Origin of the sequence: Kineococcus sp. GCM10028916 (genome assembly GCF_042674865.1) — a bacterium.
GTDB lineage: Bacteria > Actinomycetota > Actinomycetes > Actinomycetales > Kineococcaceae > Kineococcus.
In genome coordinates this window covers 545,145-566,118 of record NZ_JBHTFM010000003.1, presented here as the reverse complement: position 1 = coordinate 566,118, position 20,974 = coordinate 545,145, and the positions used below count along the sequence as shown (strand labels likewise).

General features: G+C 72.9%; 20 protein-coding genes. 8 read left to right on the top strand and 12 right to left on the bottom strand.

The features are described 5' to 3' along the window. The first annotated feature begins 1 nt into the window (after position 1). Entirely contained in the window at positions 2-847 is an 846-nt protein-coding gene (locus ACFQ46_RS05215; protein WP_380257852.1) for a hypothetical protein, read from the top strand. Between the two features lie 144 nt (positions 848-991). On the opposite strand, the gene ACFQ46_RS05210 is transcribed toward ACFQ46_RS05215, so the two are convergent. From ACFQ46_RS05210 to ACFQ46_RS05190, 5 genes are all read right to left on the bottom strand, one after another. Next, positions 992-1,237, bottom strand: a complete 246-nt coding sequence (locus tag ACFQ46_RS05210) for a hypothetical protein (RefSeq protein WP_380257850.1) — start codon at positions 1,235-1,237, stop codon at positions 992-994. Between the two features lie 358 nt (positions 1,238-1,595). After that, positions 1,596-2,636 (bottom strand): phosphotransferase, encoded by a 1,041-nt coding sequence (locus tag ACFQ46_RS05205; protein ID WP_380257848.1) that lies wholly within the window; start codon positions 2,634-2,636, stop codon positions 1,596-1,598. After that, on the bottom strand, positions 2,633-3,859 hold the full coding sequence (locus ACFQ46_RS05200) for a glycosyltransferase family 4 protein (protein WP_380257846.1): 1,227 nt from the start codon (positions 3,857-3,859) through the stop codon (positions 2,633-2,635). Before ACFQ46_RS05200 ends, ACFQ46_RS05205 begins: the two co-directional genes overlap by 4 nt. Before the next feature lie 55 nt (positions 3,860-3,914). Then, a complete protein-coding gene (locus tag ACFQ46_RS05195; protein WP_380257844.1) occupies positions 3,915-4,844 on the bottom strand; it encodes an ROK family protein in 930 nt (309 codons plus the stop codon). 275 nt (positions 4,845-5,119) lie between these two features. After that, entirely contained in the window at positions 5,120-6,121 is a 1,002-nt protein-coding gene (locus tag ACFQ46_RS05190; RefSeq protein ID WP_380257842.1) for an ADP-ribosylglycohydrolase family protein, read from the bottom strand. A 116-nt stretch (positions 6,122-6,237) separates the two neighbouring features. Between ACFQ46_RS05190 and ACFQ46_RS05185 the strand changes: the two genes are divergently transcribed. Next, positions 6,238-6,861, top strand: coding sequence for a DUF4241 domain-containing protein (locus tag ACFQ46_RS05185; RefSeq protein ID WP_380257840.1), 624 nt, complete (start codon positions 6,238-6,240; stop codon positions 6,859-6,861). Here ACFQ46_RS05185 and ACFQ46_RS05180 read toward each other — a convergent pair. After that, positions 6,843-7,448 (bottom strand): TetR/AcrR family transcriptional regulator, encoded by a 606-nt coding sequence (locus tag ACFQ46_RS05180; RefSeq protein ID WP_380257838.1) that lies wholly within the window; start codon positions 7,446-7,448, stop codon positions 6,843-6,845. The two genes, ACFQ46_RS05185 and ACFQ46_RS05180, sit on opposite strands and share 19 nt — an antisense overlap. A 64-nt stretch (positions 7,449-7,512) precedes the next feature. Here ACFQ46_RS05180 and ACFQ46_RS05175 point away from each other — a divergent pair, with 64 nt between their 5' ends. Both ACFQ46_RS05175 and ACFQ46_RS05170 read left to right on the top strand, forming a co-directional pair. Then, entirely contained in the window at positions 7,513-7,902 is a 390-nt protein-coding gene (locus tag ACFQ46_RS05175; protein WP_380257836.1) for a DUF1304 domain-containing protein, read from the top strand. 14 nt (positions 7,903-7,916) lie between these two features. Beyond that, entirely contained in the window at positions 7,917-8,921 is a 1,005-nt protein-coding gene (locus tag ACFQ46_RS05170; protein ID WP_380257834.1) for an NADP-dependent oxidoreductase, read from the top strand. A 62-nt stretch (positions 8,922-8,983) separates the two neighbouring features. Here the strand turns inward: ACFQ46_RS05170 and ACFQ46_RS05165 are convergent, their stop codons facing one another. From ACFQ46_RS05165 to ACFQ46_RS05145, 5 genes are all read right to left on the bottom strand, one after another. Beyond that, positions 8,984-9,682 carry a fasciclin domain-containing protein gene (locus ACFQ46_RS05165; protein WP_380258439.1) on the bottom strand — a complete coding sequence of 233 codons (699 nt, stop codon included), beginning with the start codon at positions 9,680-9,682 and terminating at the stop codon, positions 8,984-8,986. Positions 9,683-9,864: 182 nt separating this feature from the next. Continuing rightward, positions 9,865-10,563, bottom strand: a complete 699-nt coding sequence (locus ACFQ46_RS05160; protein ID WP_380257832.1) for a fasciclin domain-containing protein — start codon at positions 10,561-10,563, stop codon at positions 9,865-9,867. Positions 10,564-10,758: 195 nt separating this feature from the next. Further along, on the bottom strand, positions 10,759-12,249 hold the full coding sequence (locus tag ACFQ46_RS05155) for a molybdopterin-dependent oxidoreductase (RefSeq protein ID WP_380258437.1): 1,491 nt from the start codon (positions 12,247-12,249) through the stop codon (positions 10,759-10,761). Between the two features lie 153 nt (positions 12,250-12,402). After that, complete coding sequence (locus tag ACFQ46_RS05150) at positions 12,403-13,287, bottom strand: CPBP family intramembrane glutamic endopeptidase (RefSeq protein ID WP_380257830.1); 885 nt, start codon at positions 13,285-13,287, stop codon at positions 12,403-12,405. Further along, positions 13,284-13,472 (bottom strand): hypothetical protein, encoded by a 189-nt coding sequence (locus ACFQ46_RS05145; protein WP_380257828.1) that lies wholly within the window; start codon positions 13,470-13,472, stop codon positions 13,284-13,286. The genes ACFQ46_RS05150 and ACFQ46_RS05145 overlap by 4 nt, the downstream gene beginning before the upstream one ends. A gap of 178 nt (positions 13,473-13,650) precedes the next feature. Here ACFQ46_RS05145 and ACFQ46_RS05140 point away from each other — a divergent pair, with 178 nt between their 5' ends. From ACFQ46_RS05140 to ACFQ46_RS05130, 3 genes are all read left to right on the top strand, one after another. Beyond that, complete coding sequence (locus ACFQ46_RS05140) at positions 13,651-14,916, top strand: sensor histidine kinase (RefSeq protein WP_380257826.1); 1,266 nt, start codon at positions 13,651-13,653, stop codon at positions 14,914-14,916. Continuing rightward, positions 14,904-15,560, top strand: a complete 657-nt coding sequence (locus tag ACFQ46_RS05135; RefSeq protein WP_380257824.1) for a response regulator — start codon at positions 14,904-14,906, stop codon at positions 15,558-15,560. Before ACFQ46_RS05140 ends, ACFQ46_RS05135 begins: the two co-directional genes overlap by 13 nt. Positions 15,561-15,630: 70 nt before the next feature. After that, positions 15,631-16,512, top strand: coding sequence for a CPBP family intramembrane glutamic endopeptidase (locus ACFQ46_RS05130; protein WP_380257822.1), 882 nt, complete (start codon positions 15,631-15,633; stop codon positions 16,510-16,512). A gap of 15 nt (positions 16,513-16,527) precedes the next feature. Here the strand turns inward: ACFQ46_RS05130 and ACFQ46_RS05125 are convergent, their stop codons facing one another. Then, complete coding sequence (locus tag ACFQ46_RS05125; RefSeq protein WP_380257820.1) at positions 16,528-19,134, bottom strand: cell wall-binding repeat-containing protein; 2,607 nt, start codon at positions 19,132-19,134, stop codon at positions 16,528-16,530. A gap of 201 nt (positions 19,135-19,335) precedes the next feature. Between ACFQ46_RS05125 and ACFQ46_RS05120 the strand changes: the two genes are divergently transcribed. Next, positions 19,336-20,973 carry a methyl-accepting chemotaxis protein gene (locus ACFQ46_RS05120; protein ID WP_380257818.1) on the top strand — a complete coding sequence of 546 codons (1,638 nt, stop codon included), beginning with the start codon at positions 19,336-19,338 and terminating at the stop codon, positions 20,971-20,973. The last annotated feature ends 1 nt before the right edge of the window (position 20,974 follow it).

Below are 20,974 nucleotides of genomic sequence, written 5' to 3'. Positions count from 1 at the left end.
CGTGCGTGCACCCGAGTCCGAGGAGCTGCGCCCCGGGGACTTCGTGAAGGTGCGGGGCACGACGAACCCCGCCCACCACGGCGGTCGGGCCGTCGTCGTCGCGGTGCACCGCGCGCCCGGCCCGCCCTGGCACGTCGTCTCGCTCGACGTCCGCTACTCCGCCCGGGGCAGCGCGCTGCGCGTCGACCTCGGGGAGCGTGGCGAGCTCGCGCGCTGGGACACCCCGTGGCAGCCGGAGCACACGGTCGAGGACGAACCGCACGACTTCCTCTCCCCCGGGGCGGCCGACGCCTCCGCCCCCGTCTCCCGGCGCAAGCTCGTCGTCGGCGCGCTCGCCGTCCTGCTGCCCCTGACCGCGCTGGGCGTCTGGGAGCACGAACGTCCCGACACCGACCCCAACCCCGTCGTCGTCCAGCGGGCCTTCCAGGAGGGGGTCCGCGGAACGGGTACCGCGACCGCTTCGACGTCGCTCCCCACCCCGACGCCGACCGCGACGACCCGCACCGCGGCGGCCGAGGTCGTCGTCGCCTGGGCGGCCGGCCCGGTGCCCGTGGTGGCCGGCGCCGACGGCTCGCACCCGACCCCGCTGGCGGGGGTCCTGCCCGCCGAGGGGTGCCGCGACGCCTACGTGCGCGACCTGATGTCGTACCTGCCGATGGGCCAGCGCGTCGACGTCGCGGGCGCGGGCTGGTACCGCACCGACGACGGGATCGACGTCAACGCGGAACTCGTCCGCACCGGGATCGCCGTCCCGGACGCCACGACGGCCGGTTCCAGCGCGACCGACGCCGCGAACCTGGCGACCCTGCAGGACCTGGCGGCCGACGCCCCGCACGACTGCAGCTGACCGGACCTCCCCGACCCCGTTGCGCCGGACGGTCGCGCCGCCAGAGCGGTCGGGAAGACGTCGTGATCTGCACCCGCCACCGACGAGAGCACGACGTGCGAAGGGTTCGCCTCCCACGCGAGGCGGACCCTTCGCACGACGACGTCAGAAGCGGTCGAGCCCCCCGGCCCGGAACTTCGGCTTGAGCACCCGGCTCTGCTCGCGTTGGTGCTTCGCGTGGAGGGCCCTGACCTGCTGGGCGGAGACCCGGAGCCGGCCGGCGAGCTCGGGGTCGAGGGACTCGACCTGGACGGCCAGGCTCGAGAGCTTCTCCGGGTCAGCGTGCGTCGAGCTGTTCTTCGCCTTCTTGAGTTCGGTTTCGGCGTCCTTGAGCAGTCCTGCGTCGGTCATGACGGCAACCTTGCCTCACCCACCGGACGATCGAGTACCGGAAGAGCGACGTGGCGCCGCCCACCAGGGTCCGATGCGTACAGATCCCGGCCGCTCAGCACTGTGCGGCCCTGCGCGCTGGTGGCCGGCGACCTCGGACGTCGAAGTGCAGAGGATCACCGAGCCTCACCGCGTACGGGCGGCTCGCAGACGCCAGCCACTCACCCCGGCCAGCAGGCCACCGCACACCAGCTCGACGACCTCGAGGACCTGGGTGCGGGTTGTCAGGTCAGACCGCAGGAAGGTCAGACCGGCGATCGACGAGAGCACCATCAGGGACCCGGAGACGACGACGACTCGAAGCCCGGACGGCGCACGGTCATCCCGCTGTCGTCGAGAGCACCCGACCGAGGTTGTGCTCGGCGATCCCGGCCATGAACTCCACGTCGGGGAACCCGGTGTCGATGAGTCGCAGCGGACCCTCGACCAGCGACAGGTGCAGCGCCAACCGGTACAGCTGCAGCCGTTCCCCGTCCAGGTCCGGGATGCGCAACGCCTCGTAGTGCTCGTGGAACCGCATCTCCAGGAACGCGTGCTCCCACTCCACGTCGGCCCACATCAAGCCCTCCAGGTCGATGAGCACCGGCCGGCCCGTGGCGTCGACGAGGACGTGGTCCGGGCCGAGCTCGCCGTGGACGAGGCTGTGGGTGGACCCCTCACGGGGCCCGACGGCCGCGGCGCGTCGGTGCAGCGAGTCCTCGACCCGCTCGGCTGCTGCGGCCAGGCGCGGCTCACGGACAGCGGCGGCCACCAGGTGGCGCAGTGCCCGCTGCAGCACCACCTCGTGGAACGGGACGGTCCCAGCACCAGCCACCGGCTCTCCACCGCGCCCGTCGGCGACCTTGCCGTAGTGGCTGCTCGTGGTGGCGGCCATGCGCAGCAGGAAGCCTCTGAGTTCGCCCAGGACCGGAGTCGCCGAGGCTGAATCGTTGTCGAGCACCTTCTCCAGGGAGTGACCGGTGACGTCCTCGACGACGGCGCAGTCCGCGGGCAGGTCCGTGCCGCGGTGCTCGGCGTGCAGCACTGCAGGAACACGCACGTCGATGGCGGTCAGGTGCTCGTAGGCGCTGGTCAACAGGGTCACCCCGTTCGCCGGGGTGAACGGCTCGACGTCGGCCGCCGGGTCCGTCGAGGTGCTCCACCAGTCCTCGTCCTCGTGCCAGACGTAGAGCACGACCGAGGTCCCGGTGGTCGTGGTGACCCGGAAGACGCCCTTCTTGGTGCCACCACGGAGGCGCTCCACGTTCCCCACGTGCACCGCTCGCCCCAGGGCGGCGGCGCACAGGCGTTCCACGGTCGAACGGTCCAGCAGCTCCTGGTCCACCGGCCGCTGCCCACCGGTCGCCCTCGACCGGATCACCTCCGGCGACCCCGCCGGGCCGGCCCGGTTCCTGCGGAGCGCGCGACGCTCTCGAGCGCCGCCTCCACGAGTTCCCCGACGGCAGCGGGCGAGTAGTTCCGTTCGACGTGCGCCCGCGCCCGCGGGGCGAGTTCCGCCCGGAGTTCCAGACCCCGCAGCACCGCCGCGGCGAGGTCCACGGGTCCGGTGGACGCGGCGATCGTGCGGGGGTCCAGCGAACCCGCGACCTCCGGGTTCGCCCCGACGGGGGTCGCCACGACGGGGACCCCGCTGGCGAAGGCCTCGACGGTGACGATGCCGAAACCCTCCATCTCCAGGGTGGGCAGCACGAAGAGGTCCGCGGCCCGGTACAGCTCGGGCAGGTCCGCGTCGGCCACGAAACCGGGGAACACCACGTGGTCGGCGATCCCGAGTTCGCGGGCCCGGCGACGGAGTTCCTCGGCGAGGTACCCGGTTCCGCCGACGACGAGCTGCACCCCGGGGTGTTCGGCCCGCAACGCCGGCACGGCGGCCAGCAGGTTCTCCAGCCCCATCCGCCGGACGAGGCGACGCACGGTCAGCAGCACCGGTGAACCCGTCAACCCGAAACGGGCCCTCGCCGCGGCCGCGGAACCCGGCGCGAACCGGGGCAGGTCGACGGCGAGCGGGACGACGTCGACGCGGGCCCGGACCCCCGGGTGCACCTGCTGCAACAACCGCCGCACGTACCAGCTCGTCGCCAGCGTCCGGGCGGAACCCTCGATCGCGACGCGTTCGGCCCGGCGCGTGAGGTCGGCGACCGCTCCGGACGCGACCCGGGCGAAGGGGTACTTCCCGCCGGCCGCGTCGAGTCGGACCTCGAGCGAGGACGGCGCGTGGAAGCGGAGCACGGTGCGCTCGCCGAGTCCCGCACGGACGGCGGCCGCGGCGTGGAACGTCGAATGGACGTAGACCGCGTCGAAACCCTCGCGGGCGTCGAGCGACCGCAACCACCCCGGGACCTGCAGCGTCGTCGTCAGCGGGTGCGCGTAGTAGCCGCGGCTCCCCCGCGCGGGGGCCGGGTGGCGCAGCAGCCGGTAGTGCCCCCGGTCCTCGACGAGGGGCTGGGCCGGGTCGTGCCGGCGGACGAGGAGCGTGACCTCGTGGCCGCGGCGGGCCAGTTCGTCGACCTCGACCAGGACCGAGGACGCCACCCCGCCACGGTGCTCGGGCGGAACTCCGTCGGTGATCACGAGCAGGCGCACAGGAGCAGCCTGCCAGACCTGCGGAACCTGCCGCCGCGAGCCGGGCGCGGGAACCTCAGGGAGCGGGGAAGCGCGGCAGGAGACCGGCCCGCTCGAAGCCGATCAGGGCGGCGCCGACCCTCCCGGCGTCGGTCCCCCACCGGGCCGTCGCGAGCGGCGGCGGCGCGCGCCAGACGAAGAGTTCCGCCAGCGCCGCGGCCAGCGGCTCCAGCAGCGCCGGGCCGGCCCCGGAGACCCCACCACCCAGCACCACCTCGGCGGGGTCGAAGAGCATCGTCAGCCCGTGCAGGGCCAGCGCCAGGGCCTCGACGGCGTCGCGCCACACGGCGTCCGCGTCGGCGTCGCGCCCCAGCAACCCCACGACGTCGGCGGTGCTCACCGCGTCCCGCCCGCCGCGGGCCAGGTAGCGCCGGACGACGGCCGCCCCGGCCGCGTAGGCCTCGAGGCAGCCCCGCTGACCGCACGGGCAGAGTTCCCCGCCGGCGTGGACGACGACGTGGCCGAACTCCCCGGCCGAACCCGAGGAGCCCTCGACGACGCGGCCGCCGACGACGAGCGCCGCGGCGATCCCGGTCCCGATGGGCACGAACGCGAAACTCCCGCTCGCGCCGGAGGCGAGGTGCTCCGCCCGCCCCGCCGTCCGCGCGTCGTGCCCGACGGCGACGGGCAACCCGGTGAACTCCTCCAGCGTCGCCCGCAGCGGGTAGGAGTTCCAGCCGAGGTTCGAGGCGTAGACGATCGTGCCGCTCGACTCGTCGACCGTCCCGGGGGTCACGACCCCGACGGCCACGGGTTCCGCCCCGGCGGCCCGGGCGTCCTCGGCCAGCACCCCGAGCAGCGCGCGCAGGTTGTCCTCGGGGGCCCGCCCCGGCGAGACGGTGGGGCTGTGCCGCAAGGAGACCGTCGATCCGTGGAGGTCCACGACCGAACCCTTCAGGCCGGTTCCGCCCACGTCGACCGCCAGCACGGTCGGACCGATGTCCACCCGGCGACCCTAGCCCACCACCCCCCACCCGGCCCGCCCGCTCACCCTCGACGGCGATCGTGCAGGGACTCCCAGCGAGATCGCGGTGGGACGTCGGCGACCGCACGGGACGACGGGGGATCAGAGGGAGGAGCTGCCTGGTTCGCCGACCTGGAACTCTCCGGCGGCATCGTGCTCGACCAGGTGGTCCACGACCCCGACGCCGTGCGTTCGGGCGTCCAGCCGCAACCGGGCATCGGGGTCGGGATGCGGACGACCCGGATCGTGCCGGTGGCTCAGGAGTCCGCGCGGAGCGGGCGCAGCGTCGCCTGCTGAGTCAGCCGTTCCAGGTCGGCGAGGCGGGAACCGGGCCACCCGTGGAGGAGTTCGCGCCAGGCGGGGGGAACGGCCCCGGCACCCCAGCGGGCCCCGAGCAGCCCGCCGGCGATCGCGGCCACGGTGTCGGTGTCGTTCCCGCCGCGCACCGCGTCCTCGAGAGCGAGGCGGAAGTGCGACGCGGGGTCGGCCGTCGGGACGGGGGTCGTCACGATCGCCGACCACGCCGCCTGCAGCGCCTGGACCACCCAGCCGTTCTGCGGGAAGTCACGAGGTCGGGAGACCTCGGCGACGTCGATGCGCCCCGCCCACAGGTCCTGACGTCGCGCCGGCAGGAGGGCGAGACCACCGCGGAGGTCGAACTCCCCCGCCAGGACCGCGTGCCGCACCGCCGCGCACCACAGGACGCAGGCGTCACCGGCCTCCGGGTCGGCGTGGGTCAGGTCGCTCACGGCCCGGGCGCTCACGGCCAGCTCCTCGGGGGAACTGCTGCCGTCGAGGTGGGCGAGGACGACCGGCGCGGTCCGCATCAGCGACCCGTTCCCGGCCGTGCGTCCCGTCTCCGCGTGCAGCGCAGCGGCGGCGGTGCGGCAGTCGGCGGCGAGGCCGTCGGCGGTGCCGGACGGGGCCCGCAGCCGCCCGAGGACGGCCCGGGTCTGCGCACCCACGTCCTGGGCGTCACGCGCCCACCCGACCCAGGCGGCCACGATCCCGTCGAGGGTCGCGTCGTCGGTGAGGGGGCGACCGGCCGCGACGGCCTGCAGGACCGGCACCGCCATCGAGGTGTCGTCGGTCCACTCCCCGGGGGCCCAGTCGAACACCCCGCCACCCACCATCGCCACGGGCGTCCCGTCCGCGAGGGGCGGACCGAACTCGTACCCCGCGCCCAGCGCGTCCCCGCAGGCCGTTCCCGCGACGATCCCGGCGGCTCTCGACCCGTCCACGTCCACCTCGGAGTCCACGGGGTCATCCTCCCCCGCACGGACGAACGGTGCCGGGTGGGCCGTGCGGGTGACGTGCGGGGAGGGTTCGGGGAGGGTTCGGGGGTCGTCCCGCAGGAACGTGCTGTGATCCACCGGTGCGTCGTGTCGTCCCGCTCCTGGTGCTCCTGCTCGCCGCCTGCGGGAGTTCCCCGGCGGGTGCGCCCGCCCCCTCGTCCTCCCCGGCTCCCTCCGCCGGGACGGTCGTGGGGTTCCGGGCCTGCGAGGAGACCCCGGCGGCGCCGGGGACGACGCACCTGCAGGCCTTCGACCACGTGGAACTGCCGCCCTACTCCCCCGATCTGCCGGGCCTGTCCGGACCGGTCCTGGTGCGGCACGTGATGACCCTGCACCTGCCCACCGGATCGGTGCTCGTCACCGACGGCGGCAGCGGCGGGTTCTGGTCGCCGACCGCCGCGGCGGTGGAACCGTCCGAGGATCCGAGCGACCTCGGGCCGGCCTTCGAGGCCTGCACGGCCGCGGCCTTCCCCGAGGGCGGGCCGAGCCCGTTGTGCGTGATCCGCTCGAGCGACGGGGTCGAGGACGGGATCGTGTTCAGCACCGGGATCGGTGACGGCGGGTACCCGACCTACGCCGGCCGCGACGCGGACGGGAACGTGGTGGCGTTGCTCAACGACGGGGGCATGCCCTGGGCGACGGCGGGGGTTCCGGGGACCCCGCCGCCGGACTACGTGGAACCGGACTACGCGGAACCAGCCTGAGGGGAACGAGCGTCCTGGACCAGCCCGACCGCGGCGTCCATGGTCCGCGCGGCCTCGTCGGTGTCGACCCGGGCGAGGACCATGGCGCTGACGACGAGGGCGGCGCAGACCCGCGCCAGCCGGTCCTGGTCCTCGGCCGACGACGACGGCGCGTGCGCGGCGACCCCGCGCGCCATGGCCGCGTGCAGTTCCCGGCGGTAGCCGAGCACCACGTCGGCGATCTCGGGCTCACGTCCGATCGGGGCCGTCGCGGCGTTGAGCAGCAGGCAGCCGCTCTGCAGGGCCGGGACGCGTCCGTCGGCGAAGACCGCGCGCAGGCCGTGGAGGTAGTCGAGCAGTGCCCCGGGCTGCACACCGGGCCCGGCGAGCGGCCGCAACCGCGGCCGGATGACCTCGTCGAGGTAGCTCTGCACCGCGGCGTCGAACAGCCCGCGCTTGCTGCCGAACGCGTGGTAGAGGCTCGAACGGCGCAGTCCGGTGGCGATCTCGATCTCCGGGACCGAGACGTCCTCGAACCCCCGGTCCCAGAACAACGCGCGCACCGCGCGCACCACCTCGTCGGTGTCGAACGTCTGGACTCTTCCCACGTGGCGCCCCCTCTCGGGAGCAGTCTATAGTGGAATGACCGTTCCAAAGACTTGAGGAGTCCTCGTGCTGATCGCCGCCCTGACCGTGACCGGCATCGCGGCTCTCGTGCACGTGTACGTCTTCGTCCTGGAATCGCTGCTCTGGACCACACCGCGGGCGCGGACGATCTTCGGCCTCGACGAGCAGACGGCCCGCACGACGGCTCCGATGGCGTTCAACCAGGGTTTCTACAACCTGTTCCTCGCCCTCGAGATCGTCGCGGGGATCGTCGTGCACGCCACCGGCCGGCACACCGTCGGCGCCGTCCTCGTGCTCGTGGGGACGCTGTCCATGGTGGGAGCGGGGATCGTCCTGCTCGCCTCCGACCGCTCCAAGGTCCGCCCCGCACTGATCCAGATCCTCCCCGCGCTCATCGGCAGTCTGCTGCTGATCGCATCCCTCACCACCGACTGAAGGAGTCAGTTCCTGTGACGTCCAGCACCCAGGTCCAGCTCGTGAACCGCCCCCAGGGGTGGCCGACCGCGGACGACTTCCGCACGGTCACGATCGAGCTCCCCGACCTCGGCCCCGGCCAGGTGCGGGTCCGCAACGAGTTCGTCTCCGTCGACCCCTACATGCGCGGCCGGATGAACGACGCCCGCAGCTACGTCCCGCCGTACGCCCTGGGCGAGACGATGACCGGCGGCGCCATCGGCCACGTCGAGGAGTCCACCAGCGACGACCTCCCCGTCGGTTCGCTGGTCGTCCACGGGTTCGGCTGGCGCGACGTCGCCCAGGGCGACGCGTCGGGTTTCCGCAGGGTCGACGCGATCCCCGGCGCCCCGAACTCCCTGCACCTCGGTGTCTTCGGCATGATCGGCATGACGGCGTACGCGGGCCTCACCGCGGTCGCCGGTCTGCGCGAGGGGGACACCGTCTTCGTCTCCGGTGCCGCCGGCGCCGTCGGGACGGCCGTCGGCCAGATCGCCCGCCTGCTCGGCGCGAAGACCGTCATCGGTTCGGCGGGCACGGCCGAGAAGGTCGCCCTGCTGCAGGAGAAGTACGGCTACGACCGGGCCGTGAACTACAAGGAGGGCGCGATCCGCGAACTCCTCGCCGACGCCGCCCCCGACGGCATCGACGTGTTCTTCGACAACGTCGGCGGCGACCACCTCGAGGCCGCGCTCGACGCGTTCAACGACCACGGCCGGGCCGCGTTGTGCGGGTCGATCTCGCGCTACAACGCCACCGGACCCGCCGCCGGTCCGGACAACCTCTCGAACCTCGTCACCCGCAAGCTGACCCTGCGCGGGTTCATCGTGGGTGAGCACCAGGACCTCGCCGGGGAGTTCGGCACCCGCATGGCCGGCTGGTTCGCCGAGGGGAAGATCGCCTACGACGAGACCGTCGTCGACGGGATCGAGAACTCCGTCGAGGCGTTCCTGTCGATGATGCGTGGCGCCAACACCGGGAAGATGCTCGTCCGCGTCTGATCGCCCCCGAACGCAGGAGAGCGCCGGTGACCGTGAGGTCACCGGCGCTCTTCAGTTCACCATCACATCGGGGGCATGAGCACCGAGTCGACGAGGTAGACGGTCGCGTTCGAGGTCTGCACGTTGCCGCAGATCACGTTCGTGGAACCGTCGATGGTCAGCTTGTCCGGCGTGCCGGCGACCTTCACGGAACCACCCTGCACGGTCGGAACCGTTCCGGCGTCGAGCAGCTGCTGCGGGTCCATCTTCCCGGCCACCACGTGGTAGGTCAGGACGCTGGTCAGCGTCTTCGCACCCTCGGGCGTCTTCAGGGACGCGACGGTGTCGGCGGGCAGCTTCGCGAACGCGGAGTCGATCGGGGCGAAGACGGTGAACTCACCGCTGTTCAGGGTGTCGACCAGGTTCACGTCGGGGTTCAGCTTGCCGGAGACGGCGGCGACGAGCTGGGTCAGCAGCGGGTTGTTCGACGCGGCGGTCGTCACGTTGGCGGCAGCCATGCCGCCGACGGAACCGGCACCGCTGGGAACCTGGGCGGCGTAGTCGGCGCAGCCGGGGCCGATCGGGTCGGTCGAACCGGCCATCGCGGCGCTGGAGGTCATCGACTCGCTCGGGGAAGCCATCGCCGAGCTGCTGCTGGAGGTGGTGCTGGAACTCGTGGTCGAACCGGCGGTGTCGTCGGAACCGCCACAGGCCGAGAGGCCAAGACCCAGCGCCCCGGCCAGAGCCAGGACCGAGAACGTGCGCTTGCGAGTCGTGGTCATCATCAGTGGAACTCTCCTCTGTGGTTCGTGTCCCACCGCGTCGCGGTGGGTTCTCGCTTCCACCCTGCATTCGTCGCCGCAGGCCCGGGGGTTTGGTGCAGTTCGCCACGGATCCTGACGGGAGTGGTGGACGCAGAAGAGCGCCGGCGACCCTGGGGTCACCGGCGCTCTTCAGTTCGTCATCACATCGGGGGCATGAGCACCGAGTCGACGAGGTACACGGTCGCGTTCGAGGTCTGCACGTTGCCGCAGATCACGTTCGTGGAACCGTCGATGGTCAGCTTGTCCGGCGTGCCGGCGACCTTCACCGAACCACCCTGCACGGTCGGAACCGTGCCGGCGTCGAGCAGCTGCTGCGGGTCCATCTTCCCGGCCACCACGTGGTAGGTCAGAACGCTGGTCAGCGTCTTCGCACCCTCGGGCGTCTTCAGGGTGGCCACGGTGTCGGCGGGCAGCTTCGCGAACGCGGAGTCGATCGGGGCGAACACGGTGAACTCACCGCTGTTCAGGGTGTCGACCAGGTTCACGTCGGGGTTCAGCTTGCCGGAGACGGCGGCGACGAGCTGGGTCAGCAGCGGGTTGTTCGACGCGGCGGTCGTCACGTTGGCAGCGGCCATGCCGCCGACGGAACCGGCACCGCTGGGAACCTGGGCGGCGTAGTCGGCGCAGCCGGGTCCGATCGGGTCGGTCGAACCGGCCATCGCGGCGCTCGAGGTCATCGACTCGCTCGGGGACGCCATCGACGAAGAACTGCTGGAGGTGGTGCTGGAACTCGTGGTCGAACCGGCGGTGTCGTCGGAACCGCCACAGGCCGAGAGGCCAAGACCCATCGCCCCGGCCAGAGCCAGGACCGAGAACGTGCGCTTGCGAGTCGTGGTCATCATCAGGTCGTAGCTCCTCAAGGGTGCTTCCCCCGTCAGGACCGACGGCGGATCGTGCGTACACGTTCAGTTCGGCGCCGACCCACCAGAGGATTGGTTCCCTCCCACCGTCGGCCAGCACCCGGTCCACCGCGCGCCCAGAACCCGTGAAATGACAATCCGTTACATGATCGTCACCAAGAGTGGCGTCGTCGGTCAGACGACGGTGAAGAACTTGCTGGGCTGTCCCGACGAACCGTCCGGGATCGGCTGCACGACGTCCTCGGTCTGCACCTGCCCCGCGCCGTCCGTCGAGCGGACCCGCACCGTGTGACTGCCCTTCTCGGCGTTGTCGTAGGCGTAGGTCCACTGGACCCAGGTGTTCGCGTTCACCGACGGGACCAACGTGGCCTCGGCCCAGTCGCCGTTGTCGAGGGACACCTCGACCTTGCTGATCCCCCGCGTCTGCGCCCAGGCGACCCCGGCGATCGGCACCGTCTGCCCCGAGGCGACCTTGGCGAAGGAGGCGGGGACGTCGATGCGGGTGGCCGTCTTGATGGGTGCCTTCTGCGCCCAGCCGCGATCCGTCCAGTAGGCGGTCTTCGCGTCGAACCGGGTGACCTCGATGTCGGTGATCCACTTGCAGGCCGAGACGAAGCCGTAGAGGCCGGGAACGATCATCCGGGCCGGGAACCCGTGGACGTCGGTCAGCGGCTCACCGTTCATGGCGACGGCGATCATCGAGTCGCGGCCGTCGGTGGCGTCCGCCACCGGGGTCGAGATGGTGAAACCGTCGACGGAGGTGGAGAACAGCATGTCCGCGTCGGCCTTGATCCCGGCCCGGTCCAGCAGGGTGGTCAGGGGCACGCCGAGCCAGCGGGCGTTGCCGACGAGGTTGCCGCCCACCTCGTTCGACACGCAGGTCATGGTCATCCACCGTTCGACGAGGTCCTCCTTCAGGAGGTCGTCGAAGGTCACCGTGACCTCGCGGTCGACCATGCCGTGGATGCGCAACGTCCACGAGGAGATGTCGACCTGCGGCACGGAGAGGGCGGTGTCGACGCGGTAGAAGTCCTTCGCGCTCGTCACGTACGGCGTGATCCCGTCGATCGAGTCCAGCCCCGGAGGCAGCGAGGGCGCCGCCGAGACGGGTTTGGGCAGCACGATGTCCGCGCGCGAGGCGGCCACGGACTTCGAGCGGTTCACCAGGACGCCACCCCCGGCGGTGACGGCCGCCGCGCCGGCGACGGCACCGAACAGCACCGACCGGCGCGACAGCGGTCCCCGCGCGGCCGGGGCGCGGCCGGTCAGGGCGCGGATCAGCAGCACCAGGGCGGCGGCCCCGGCCAGGGTCCCGACGGCGGACGGCATCCAGCTCAGCGAGGTCGCGTCCGGGCGGTGCACGCTGGCGCCGACGGCCGCGAGACCCAGGAGGACGACGAGACCGAGGCCGACCCGCAACCAGCGCAGCGCGACGAGGCCGATGACGGCGAAGAGGATCACCAGGGTGGCGTAGAGGCTGCCCAGCAGGACCGCCTTGTCGGACTGCCCGAACTGCCGGATCGCCCACTCCTTCAGCCACTCCGGCGTCCGCGCGATGAACTCCTGCCCCACCCCGTAGACGGGGTCAGCCGAACGGGTGACGAGCGTCGCGAGCAGCGCGCCGACCCCCAGGGTGGTGGCGCCCGACAGGAGACCGGCCAGCACCGCCAGCAACCGTCGACCGTGTCGCCCCTGTCGTCCCGGAGCCTTCGGTCCTCGTTCGCGTCGCTTCAGCACGCCGTTCTCCCCTCCGTGCCGCAGCGAGCTGCCGGGGCACCACTCCTCTGTTCGGAGCGGGGAGTCCTCTGGATCCTCGCGTCACCCTGCGGGTGCGTCCTGCGGGTGCGTGTCGCGTCGGGCCGAGGCGTCGACGAGGACGGGACCGTCGAGCGGGGTGCCGCGGCGCCGGTGGACCACGGCGATGGCCAGGGCGAGCACGACCCACCCGGGCCAGGCCAGGACGGTCGCCTCGGAACCCTGCTGGGCCGGGACCAGGAACGCCGCGAGCAGCAACGAGGTGGACGCGTTCATCGCCCCGTGGGCCAGGGCGCCGGCCCAGACCGTCCCGGTGCTCTCCCTGACCCACGCGAGCAGGGTTCCGATCAGCACCGTGCTGAGCACCATCAGGGGGATGCTCACCGGGCTCGTCGTGCCGTAGTTGTAGCCCAGCAGCAGCAACGGGGCGTGCCACAGACCCCACAGCGCGCCGTTCAGCAGGTTCGCCCGCACCGGCCCCAGCGGACGCAGGGCGTGGAACAGGAAACCCCGCCAGCCGATCTCCTCCCCCACCGCGGTGACGCCGATGACCACGGTCGTCAGCGGGATCGCCAGCAGCGAGGACGACGCGTCGGGGTTCACCCGGAGGTCGACCAGCCCCGCCGCGCCGGCCACGAGCATCGCCGCCGCGGCCAGCACGATCCCGCCACCGGCCGCGGCGAGCGCCCGCAGCGCGGTGCGCCGCCAGGACAGCGGTCCGACGAGTCCCAGCACCTCCCGCGGGTTCGCGGGGCGCAGGACGCCGAACACCGTCATGAGGGCGGCCAGGGTGGGGGTCGTCATCACGACGGCCCCGACGACGAAGAAGTGCGGGTTCTGCAGACCACCGCCGAGGTGGAGCGGGAGGCTCGCCAGCCAGGCCCCGCCCAGGGCCAGGACGGCGAACAGACCCACCGCCCGCCAGGGGACCGTGCGCTCGGCGGTCACCGGCGACGCACCCGGGCCACGACGAGGGCGGTGGCGCAGCCCAACGTCACGAGGCCGCAGACGATGCCCACGGCGAGCGGCAGGACGCCGGCGGACGCCAGCACGTTGAGCAGGACCGCGACGGTGAGCACGGCCCACAGCAGGGGGACGGCGGGACCGCGGTGCAGGTTCGTCGGTTCGGACACGGGGAGCTCCTCGGGTGGGGGGCGTTCGGTACCCCTCGACCCTGCTGCGGCGCACGGGGGCCGGACGATCCCCCGCGCTACCCGGGCGAGGTGCAGCAGGCTGTACTCCTCACCCGTCCCGGGCTGCACCAGCGGAGACCGACGGACACCGACGCCGTCGACCTCGTACCGTCACGGCGTGCCCGTGGAAACCCCCGAGAACCCCAGCGCCCTGTCCGCGCTCCGCCGAGGCACCGCCACGACGAGAACGGCGGTCGCCCGTCTCGGGGGCGGCCTCGGAACCTCCTTCCTCGCAGGTCTCCTGCTGGTCTGGGTCGTCGTCGTCGGCGTCCTGTGCGTGGTCGGGATCGGTCTCCTCCTGGTCCCCGGCGCCCTGCGGACCCTGCGTCGCCTGGGTGACCGGGAGCGTGAACGGCTGCGGCGCAACCGTTCCACGATGCTGCCGGCCGGGCCCGTCCCGCCCGGGTCGCGTGCGGCGGTGCGGGACCCGGCGGTGCGGCGGGAACTGCTGTGGCTCCCGGTGCACGCCACCTGGGGCCTCCTGCTCGGCCTCGTCGGGGTCCTGCTGCCCCTCTACGCGCTGCGCGACCTGTCGTTCCCGTTGTGGTGGAGAGTGGTTCCCGCGGACGTGGACGCCTCTCCGTGGTGGTGGACGGTGGACGGCTGGCCCTCCGCCGCGGCGGTCGCCCTGCTGGGTCTCGGGTGGGCGGCGCTCACCGTGGGGGCCTCCCCGCGCTTGGCGCGGTGGCAGGCCGCACCGGGGCTGACGTTGCTGGCGCCGCCGCCCGGCACCGACCTGTCCCTGCGGGTGGCGGAGCTGAGCGCGACCCGCGCCGCCGCCCTCGACGCCCACGTCGCGGAACTGCGCCGCATCGAACGGTCGCTGCACGACGGTGCGCAGAACCGGCTCGTCGGGGTCACGGTGATGCTCGGTGCGGCCCGCCGTTCCCTGCACCGTCCCGGTGCCGATCCCGCCACGACCGACGAACTGCTGGAACGGGCCCAGAGCGCCGCCGAACAGGCGCTGGCGGAACTGCGCAGCGTCGTCCGGGGGATCCTGCCGCCGGTCCTGGAGGACCGGGGTCTGGCGGGGGCGGTCACCGGTCTCGCCGCGGCCTGCCCGGTGCCGTGCCACGTCGAGGTCGACGTCCCGGGCCGGTGCCCGGCCTCGGTCGAGGCGACGGCCTACTTCGTGGTGGCCGAGGCGCTGACGAACGTGGCCCGGCACAGCGGGGCCCGTTCCGCCACGCTCACCGTGCGACGCCGGGGGGCGGAACTGCTGGTGCGGGTCACCGACGACGGCCGGGGCGGGGCCGACGCGGCCGCGGGGTCGGGGTTGTCGGGGATGCTGCACCGCGTCCGCGCCCACGATGGCAGGCTGGACCTGACCAGCCCACCCGGTGGTCCGACCGAGGTGGAGGTGTGGTTGCCGTGCGCATCGTGATCGGCGAGGACGACGCGCTGCTGCGCGAGGGTCTGGCCCTGCTGCTGCGGGCCGAGGGCCTGGACGTCGTCGCGACGGCGGCCGACGCCGAGGAGCTCCTCGCGGCCGTCGAGGAACACCTGCCCGACGTCGCGATCGTCGACGTCCGGATGCCTCCCACCCACACCGACGAGGGGATCCGGGCCGCCGTCGAGGCCCGTCGCCGGCACCCGGAGCTCGCGGTGCTGGTGCTGTCCGCCTACGTCGAGCAGGCGTTCGCGACGGAACTCCTCGCGGGGGGCGCACGCCGGCTCGGGTACCTGCTGAAGGAACGGGTCGGCCGCGTGGAGGAGTTCCTCGACGCCCTGCACCGGGTCGCCGAGGGCGGGACCGCGGTCGATCCGGAGGTCGTCGGGCAGCTGCTCACCCGGACCCGCCCGGACGCCGGGCTGGACCGGTTGTCGGCGCGCGAACGCGAGGTGCTGGAACTCATGGCCGAGGGTCTGGGGAACTCCGCCATCGCGTCGCGGTTGTTCGTCACCGACGGCGCCGTGCACAAGCACATCCGCAGCATCTTCGCGAAGCTCGACCTCTCCCCCACCGACGAGGTGGACCGCCGGGTGGCCGCGGTCCTGCGGTTCCTGCGCACCGCGGAACAGAGGTAGTGCAGGCACCACCCCGACCCGGTCGCCTGCGGGACTGACCCGCGCGCCGGGTTCCGGTGGACTGCTCGACATGACCACCACTGCCCTGCGGGTCCGCCCGCCCGGGGTCGTCTCCCGGCACCCCCTCGTCGCGTTCTTCACCCTCGCGTTCGGCCTCAGCTGGCTGGCGTGGATCCCGTACGTGCTGTCCGGCAACGGACTCGGGATCCTGCCCTTCTCGTTCCCGGCCCTCCTGGGAACCTCGCAACTCCTGGGCGTCCTCCCCGGCGCCTACCTCGGCCCGGTGACCGCGGCCTTCGTGGTGACGGCCCTCGTGGAGGGACGCCCGGGTCTGCGTTCCTGGCGCGGCCGGCTGCTGCGCTTCGGCGTCGGCTGGCGGTGGTACCTCGGGGTCGGCGTTGGCGTGCCGGTCTCGATCCTCGCCGCGACGTTCGTGCTCCCGCAGGCGTGGGAGGCGGTGCGCCCGGTCGGCGTCCTGCTGCTGGTGAGCTACCTGCCGATGCTCGCGCTCCAGGTCGTCACGACCGCGCTCGCGGAGGAACCCGGGTGGCGCGACTTCGCCCTGCCCCGCCTGCAGACGCGTTTCGGTGCGGTCCCCGGGACGGTTCTCCTCGGCCTGCTCTGGGGCGCGTGGCACCTGCCGCTGTTCCTCACCGAGTGGGGCGGCTGGCCCGACGTCTCCTGGACGCACCCGGCGCTGTTCATCGCGTCCTGCGTGCCGCTGAGCCTCGTGATGACCTGGGTCTTCAACCGGAGCGGGCAGAGCGTCCCGCTGGTGATGCTGCTGCACGCGGGGATCAACAGCACCTACACGCTGTTGTGGCCCGCGATCTTCCCCGCGCTCGACGGGGACCAGGACACGCTGGTGGTGCAGTTGTTCGCCACCACCGTCGCGACGCTGGTGCTGATCGTCGCCACCCGGGGCCGGCTGGGGGCACCCACCCGGCCCTGAGCGCGACGACGCCGGTCAGTCCTGCGCGACGTAGGACCCGAACCTCGTCGCCGCCGCCGCGGGCACCGAGGGTTCACCACCGAAGACGACCCCGGTGGTGAGGGGTTTCGCGGCGTCCAGCGCGGTGAGCGCGGCCGCGGCCGAGGTCGACAGGTCGGAACCGCTGGTGAGCAGCAACGGCCCACCGAGCAGACCCATCGCCGCGGAACCCACGAGCGCGTCGGGCCAGTTGTCACCCGTCGCGACCCCCGCGGCCTTGGTCGCGGTGCCCGTCGTGAACTTGCGGGCGACCAGGTTCGCGGTGTCGAACCGGTCGACCCCGACGATGGCCCGCGCGGAACTCCCGCCCGAGGCGGGGAGGGTCTTCGCCGCCTGGGCCGCGACCCCGCCGACGGGGACGACCCGCGAACCCGTCGCGTCGTGCGCGGCGAGGTAGGCGGCGGTGGCGGCGGGCATGACGGGGCCGTCGGTGAGCAGGACGATCCCGCCGGTGCGGGCGGCCAGCGCCGACACCGCGAGGCCGTCGGGGAAGTTCACCCCGCTGGCGAGGTAGATCGGCGCGGTGTCGGTCCCCGGAGCCCGGGCCGTGACCTCGTCGGCGATGCGGGTGGCCGTCTCGAACCGGTCGTCACCCGAGAGCCGCACGACGCTGAAGTTCGGCGACAACGCCGCGAGGGAGGTCGCGACGCCGGTGGAGACGGTTCCGCTGCCGCCGAGGACGTAGATCGTCCCGCCGGGCGCGAGGACGCGCGAGATCTCGGTCCCCACGGCCGGGGTGAGCTTGTCGGACTCGGTCAGCAGCAGCGGCGCCGACGTCGCCGAGGCCAGGCGGGCCCCGGCGAGCGCGTCCGCGTACTTGTACCCGGCCGAGACCACGACGGCACCCGCGGAACCCGTCGTCGGGAACAACGCCTTCGAGGAGTTCACGGCCGTCTCGAGACGGTCCTTGCCGGAGAGCCGGCTGACCGGGACGTCCAGGACGGGTTTCTTCACGGTCGCGTACGGCGTCACCGCGGTGGACGCCGCCGACGCGGTCCCCGTGCCGAAGGAGTTCGTCGCGGCGACGGTGAACGTGTACTTCGACCCGTTGGTCAGCCCGGTGAGGACCTGGGTCGTGGCCTGGGTGGCGGAGAACGCGACGGCGGTCTGGGCGACGCCGTCCTTGTAGGGAGTGACCTTGTACCCGGTCAGCGCGGGGGTCGTCGCGGGGGTCGTCGTGGACGCCGCTGCGGCGACCCAGGTGACGACCGCACGCCCGTCGCCCGCGACGGCCGTCGGCACGGCCGGGGCGGCGGGGAGGGCGCCGACGGTGAGGGTGATGACCTGGTCGTCGTGGCCCGCGCTGCTCGCCGCGCGAACCGTGAACGTGGAAGTCCCTGCGGCCGTCGGGGTTCCAGAGAGGACACCCGTTCCCGCGCCGAGGGCGAGCCAGGTCGGCGGGGTCTGGTCGACGAAGGACCACGTCGGCGTCGGGGTCCCGGACGCGGTGAGCCGGAAGGTGAACGGCGCGGCGACCGCGGCGGTCGTCGGGGCGGCCGAGGTGACCTTGGGCAGGCCTACGGGAGCCTGGGAGCGGAGCTGCGCGAGGCTCGTGGCGTCGGCGACCCACAGGTTCCCGCTGAGGTTCGTGGTGACGGCGACGGGGGTGCCGAACGCCGACGCGAGGGGGTCGATCGGGACGGGTGACACCACGCCGGAGGCCATCTTCTCAAGACCGGCGACCGAATCGGTCAGGAAGAACGTCCCGGCGAGGTCGACCGCGAGCGAGGTCACCGTCCCGGTTCCGGTCGACCCGACGAGCGAGAGGGTTCCGTTCGCGGTGGTCGGGACGACCTTCACCAGGGCGCGGTTCCCGGCGTCGGCGATGAACACGGACCCGTTGGCGTCCACGGTGACCGCCGACGGAGCGGTGAGGTTGGAGCTGAGCGCCGGGCCGGCCGCTGCCGTCCCGGGCGAACCGGTCCCGGCGAAGACCGCGAGGGCACCGGCCGCGGTGACCCTCTCGACCTGGTTGTTGCCGGAGTCGGCGATGAACAGGTTCCCCGCGGCGTCGACGGCCAGACCCTTCGGGTCCCTGAGCTGAGAGTCCTTGGCCAGGGCGACGTTCGTCGGTGCCCCCGGAAGACCCACCTTCCCGGCGAGCACGGACAACGCGGCCGCCGGCACGGGCGTCGCCGGGGGCGTGGCCGGCGTGACCGGCAGGACCACCTTCGCGTCGACCTTGACGACGACGTCGTTGCCCTCGTCGGCGACGTAGAGGGTCTTCCCGTCGGGCGACAGCGCGAGGCCCGACGGGGTGTCGAGCTTGCCGGCGGAGGGAAGCCCGGCGGCCCCGTCCACTCCGGCCACGACCTCGGGCGTCGTCGCGCCGGGCGTGATCCTGCGCACGACGTGGTTCCCCGCGTCGGCGACGAAGACGACGCCGTTCGCGTCGACCGCCACCGCGCGCGGCGAGGACAGACCCGGGGTCGGAACCCCCACGACCGCGTAGCCGGGGTCGGTCGCGGCCTGCGCGCTCACCCCAGCGGCCACGGCCGCCGCGGGCAACGACATCGCGAGCAGCCAGGTGGCGGTCCGGCGCAGTCGACGCGGGACGGGGGTGCGCGTGGAGGCAGGGGTCACGCCGGTCCATCGGCAGCGGCCGGGCAGACGTGAAGCGCAGCACCCAGGACCGCCGCTGCGAAACTTCTAGATACTTCAACTCTCACAAATTCGCGCGGCCCCGGAACTCAGCATCGACAGTACCGACGCCGAAGGTGCAACCAGAAGGCAGCAACGCGGTCGTCCAACCCTGGTCGACCGATCCGTTCGAAGGGGATTGCGGTGTCGCGAGGACTCGAGCACGAGAGCGGTGCGGGGAAGCCCGGCCGGCGTTCGTGGTTCGCCGACCGGTCCGTCGGCACGAAGATCACTGCGGTGGTCGTGCTGGGCACGGTCGTCTCCGGGACGGTGCTGGGGGTCGGGCTGACGGGACTGCACAGCGTCAGCGACCGCGCGAGCGCCACCTACGAGCGGTCGACCGTTCCCAACGCCGAGCTGGCCGGCGTTCGCGCCGCGAGCCTGCAGACCCAGCGCGACCTCGCGAACCTGGCGCTCGCCTCGGACGACATCGCCTACGCCGACCTGAAGACCCGCATCGGCGAGGACGACACGCAGCTCGACGCCCGCGTGAAGAGCTTCGAGGGACGTTCCCTCACCACCGCGCAGCGGCAGGCGCTGAAGCGCTTCGACGTCTGGTGGAGCGCGTACCGCAACACCCGCGACGACTTCCTGCTGCCCTTCGCCGAGTCCGGTGACCGGGAGAGCTTCCAGACGCTCTACCTGGGGAACCTGTCCGTGCTGGCCGCGAACGCGTCGTCGGAACTCTCGACCCTGGAGTCGCTCGGCGCGAAGACCGGTGAGGCGTCGTCGGCCGCGGCGCAGGACACCTACCGCCAGGCGCGGCTCGCGATGATCCTCACGATGGTGGTCGGGCTCGTGCTCACCGCCGTGCTCGCCCGGATCATCGTCCGCCGCATCGTCGGACCGCTGCGCAAGGTCAGCGAGGTCCTGGAGCGGGTCGCCAACGGCGACCTCACCGCCACCGCGGAGATCGACCAGCGGGACGAGGTCGGCACCATGGCGAGCGCCCTCACCTCCGCGACGAGCAGCATGCGCCGCACCGTCGCCGCCCTCAGCACGGAGGCCTCGGCCCTCGCGTCGTCCGCCGACCGCCTCACGGCGACCAGCCAGGGGATCGCCGACGGCGTCGGCAGCGTCTCCCAGCGGGCCGCCGAGGTCGCCGGTACCGCGGGTGCGGTCAGTGCCCACATCGCCGGTGCCGCAGCGGGTACCGAGGAGATGGGGGTCTCGATCCGGGAGATCTCCTCGAACGCCTCGAACGCCTCCGCGGTGGCCGAACGGGCCGTGGAACTCGCCGAGACCACCCGGGCGACGATGGACGCGCTGGGAACCTCTTCCGGTGAGATCGGCACGGTCGTCAAGACGATCACCGCGATCGCGGAACAGACGAACCTGCTCGCCCTGAACGCGACGATCGAGGCCGCCCGTGCCGGGGAACTCGGCAAGGGTTTCGCCGTCGTCGCCGGCGAGGTCAAGGAACTCGCCCAGCAGACCGCCCGGGCGACGGAGGACATCTCCCACCGCGTCGAGGCGATCCAGTCCGACGTCACCTCCGCGATGGGCGCGATCGGCTCGATCGGTTCGGTGATCGCGGAGATCAGCGACTACCAGGCGACCATCGCGGCCGCCGTCGAGGAACAGGCCGCGACCACCCAGGAACTCAGCCGCAGCGTCGCCGACGCCGCCCACGGCGCGGAGGACATCGCGGGGAACATCGGTTCCGTCGCCGGTGCCGCGACGACCGCCGGGAACGGGGCGCTGGAGTCCGACCGCGCCGTCCGCGAACTCGCCGAGATGGCCACCCGCATGTCCGCCGCCGTCAGCCGCTTCCAGTTCTGAC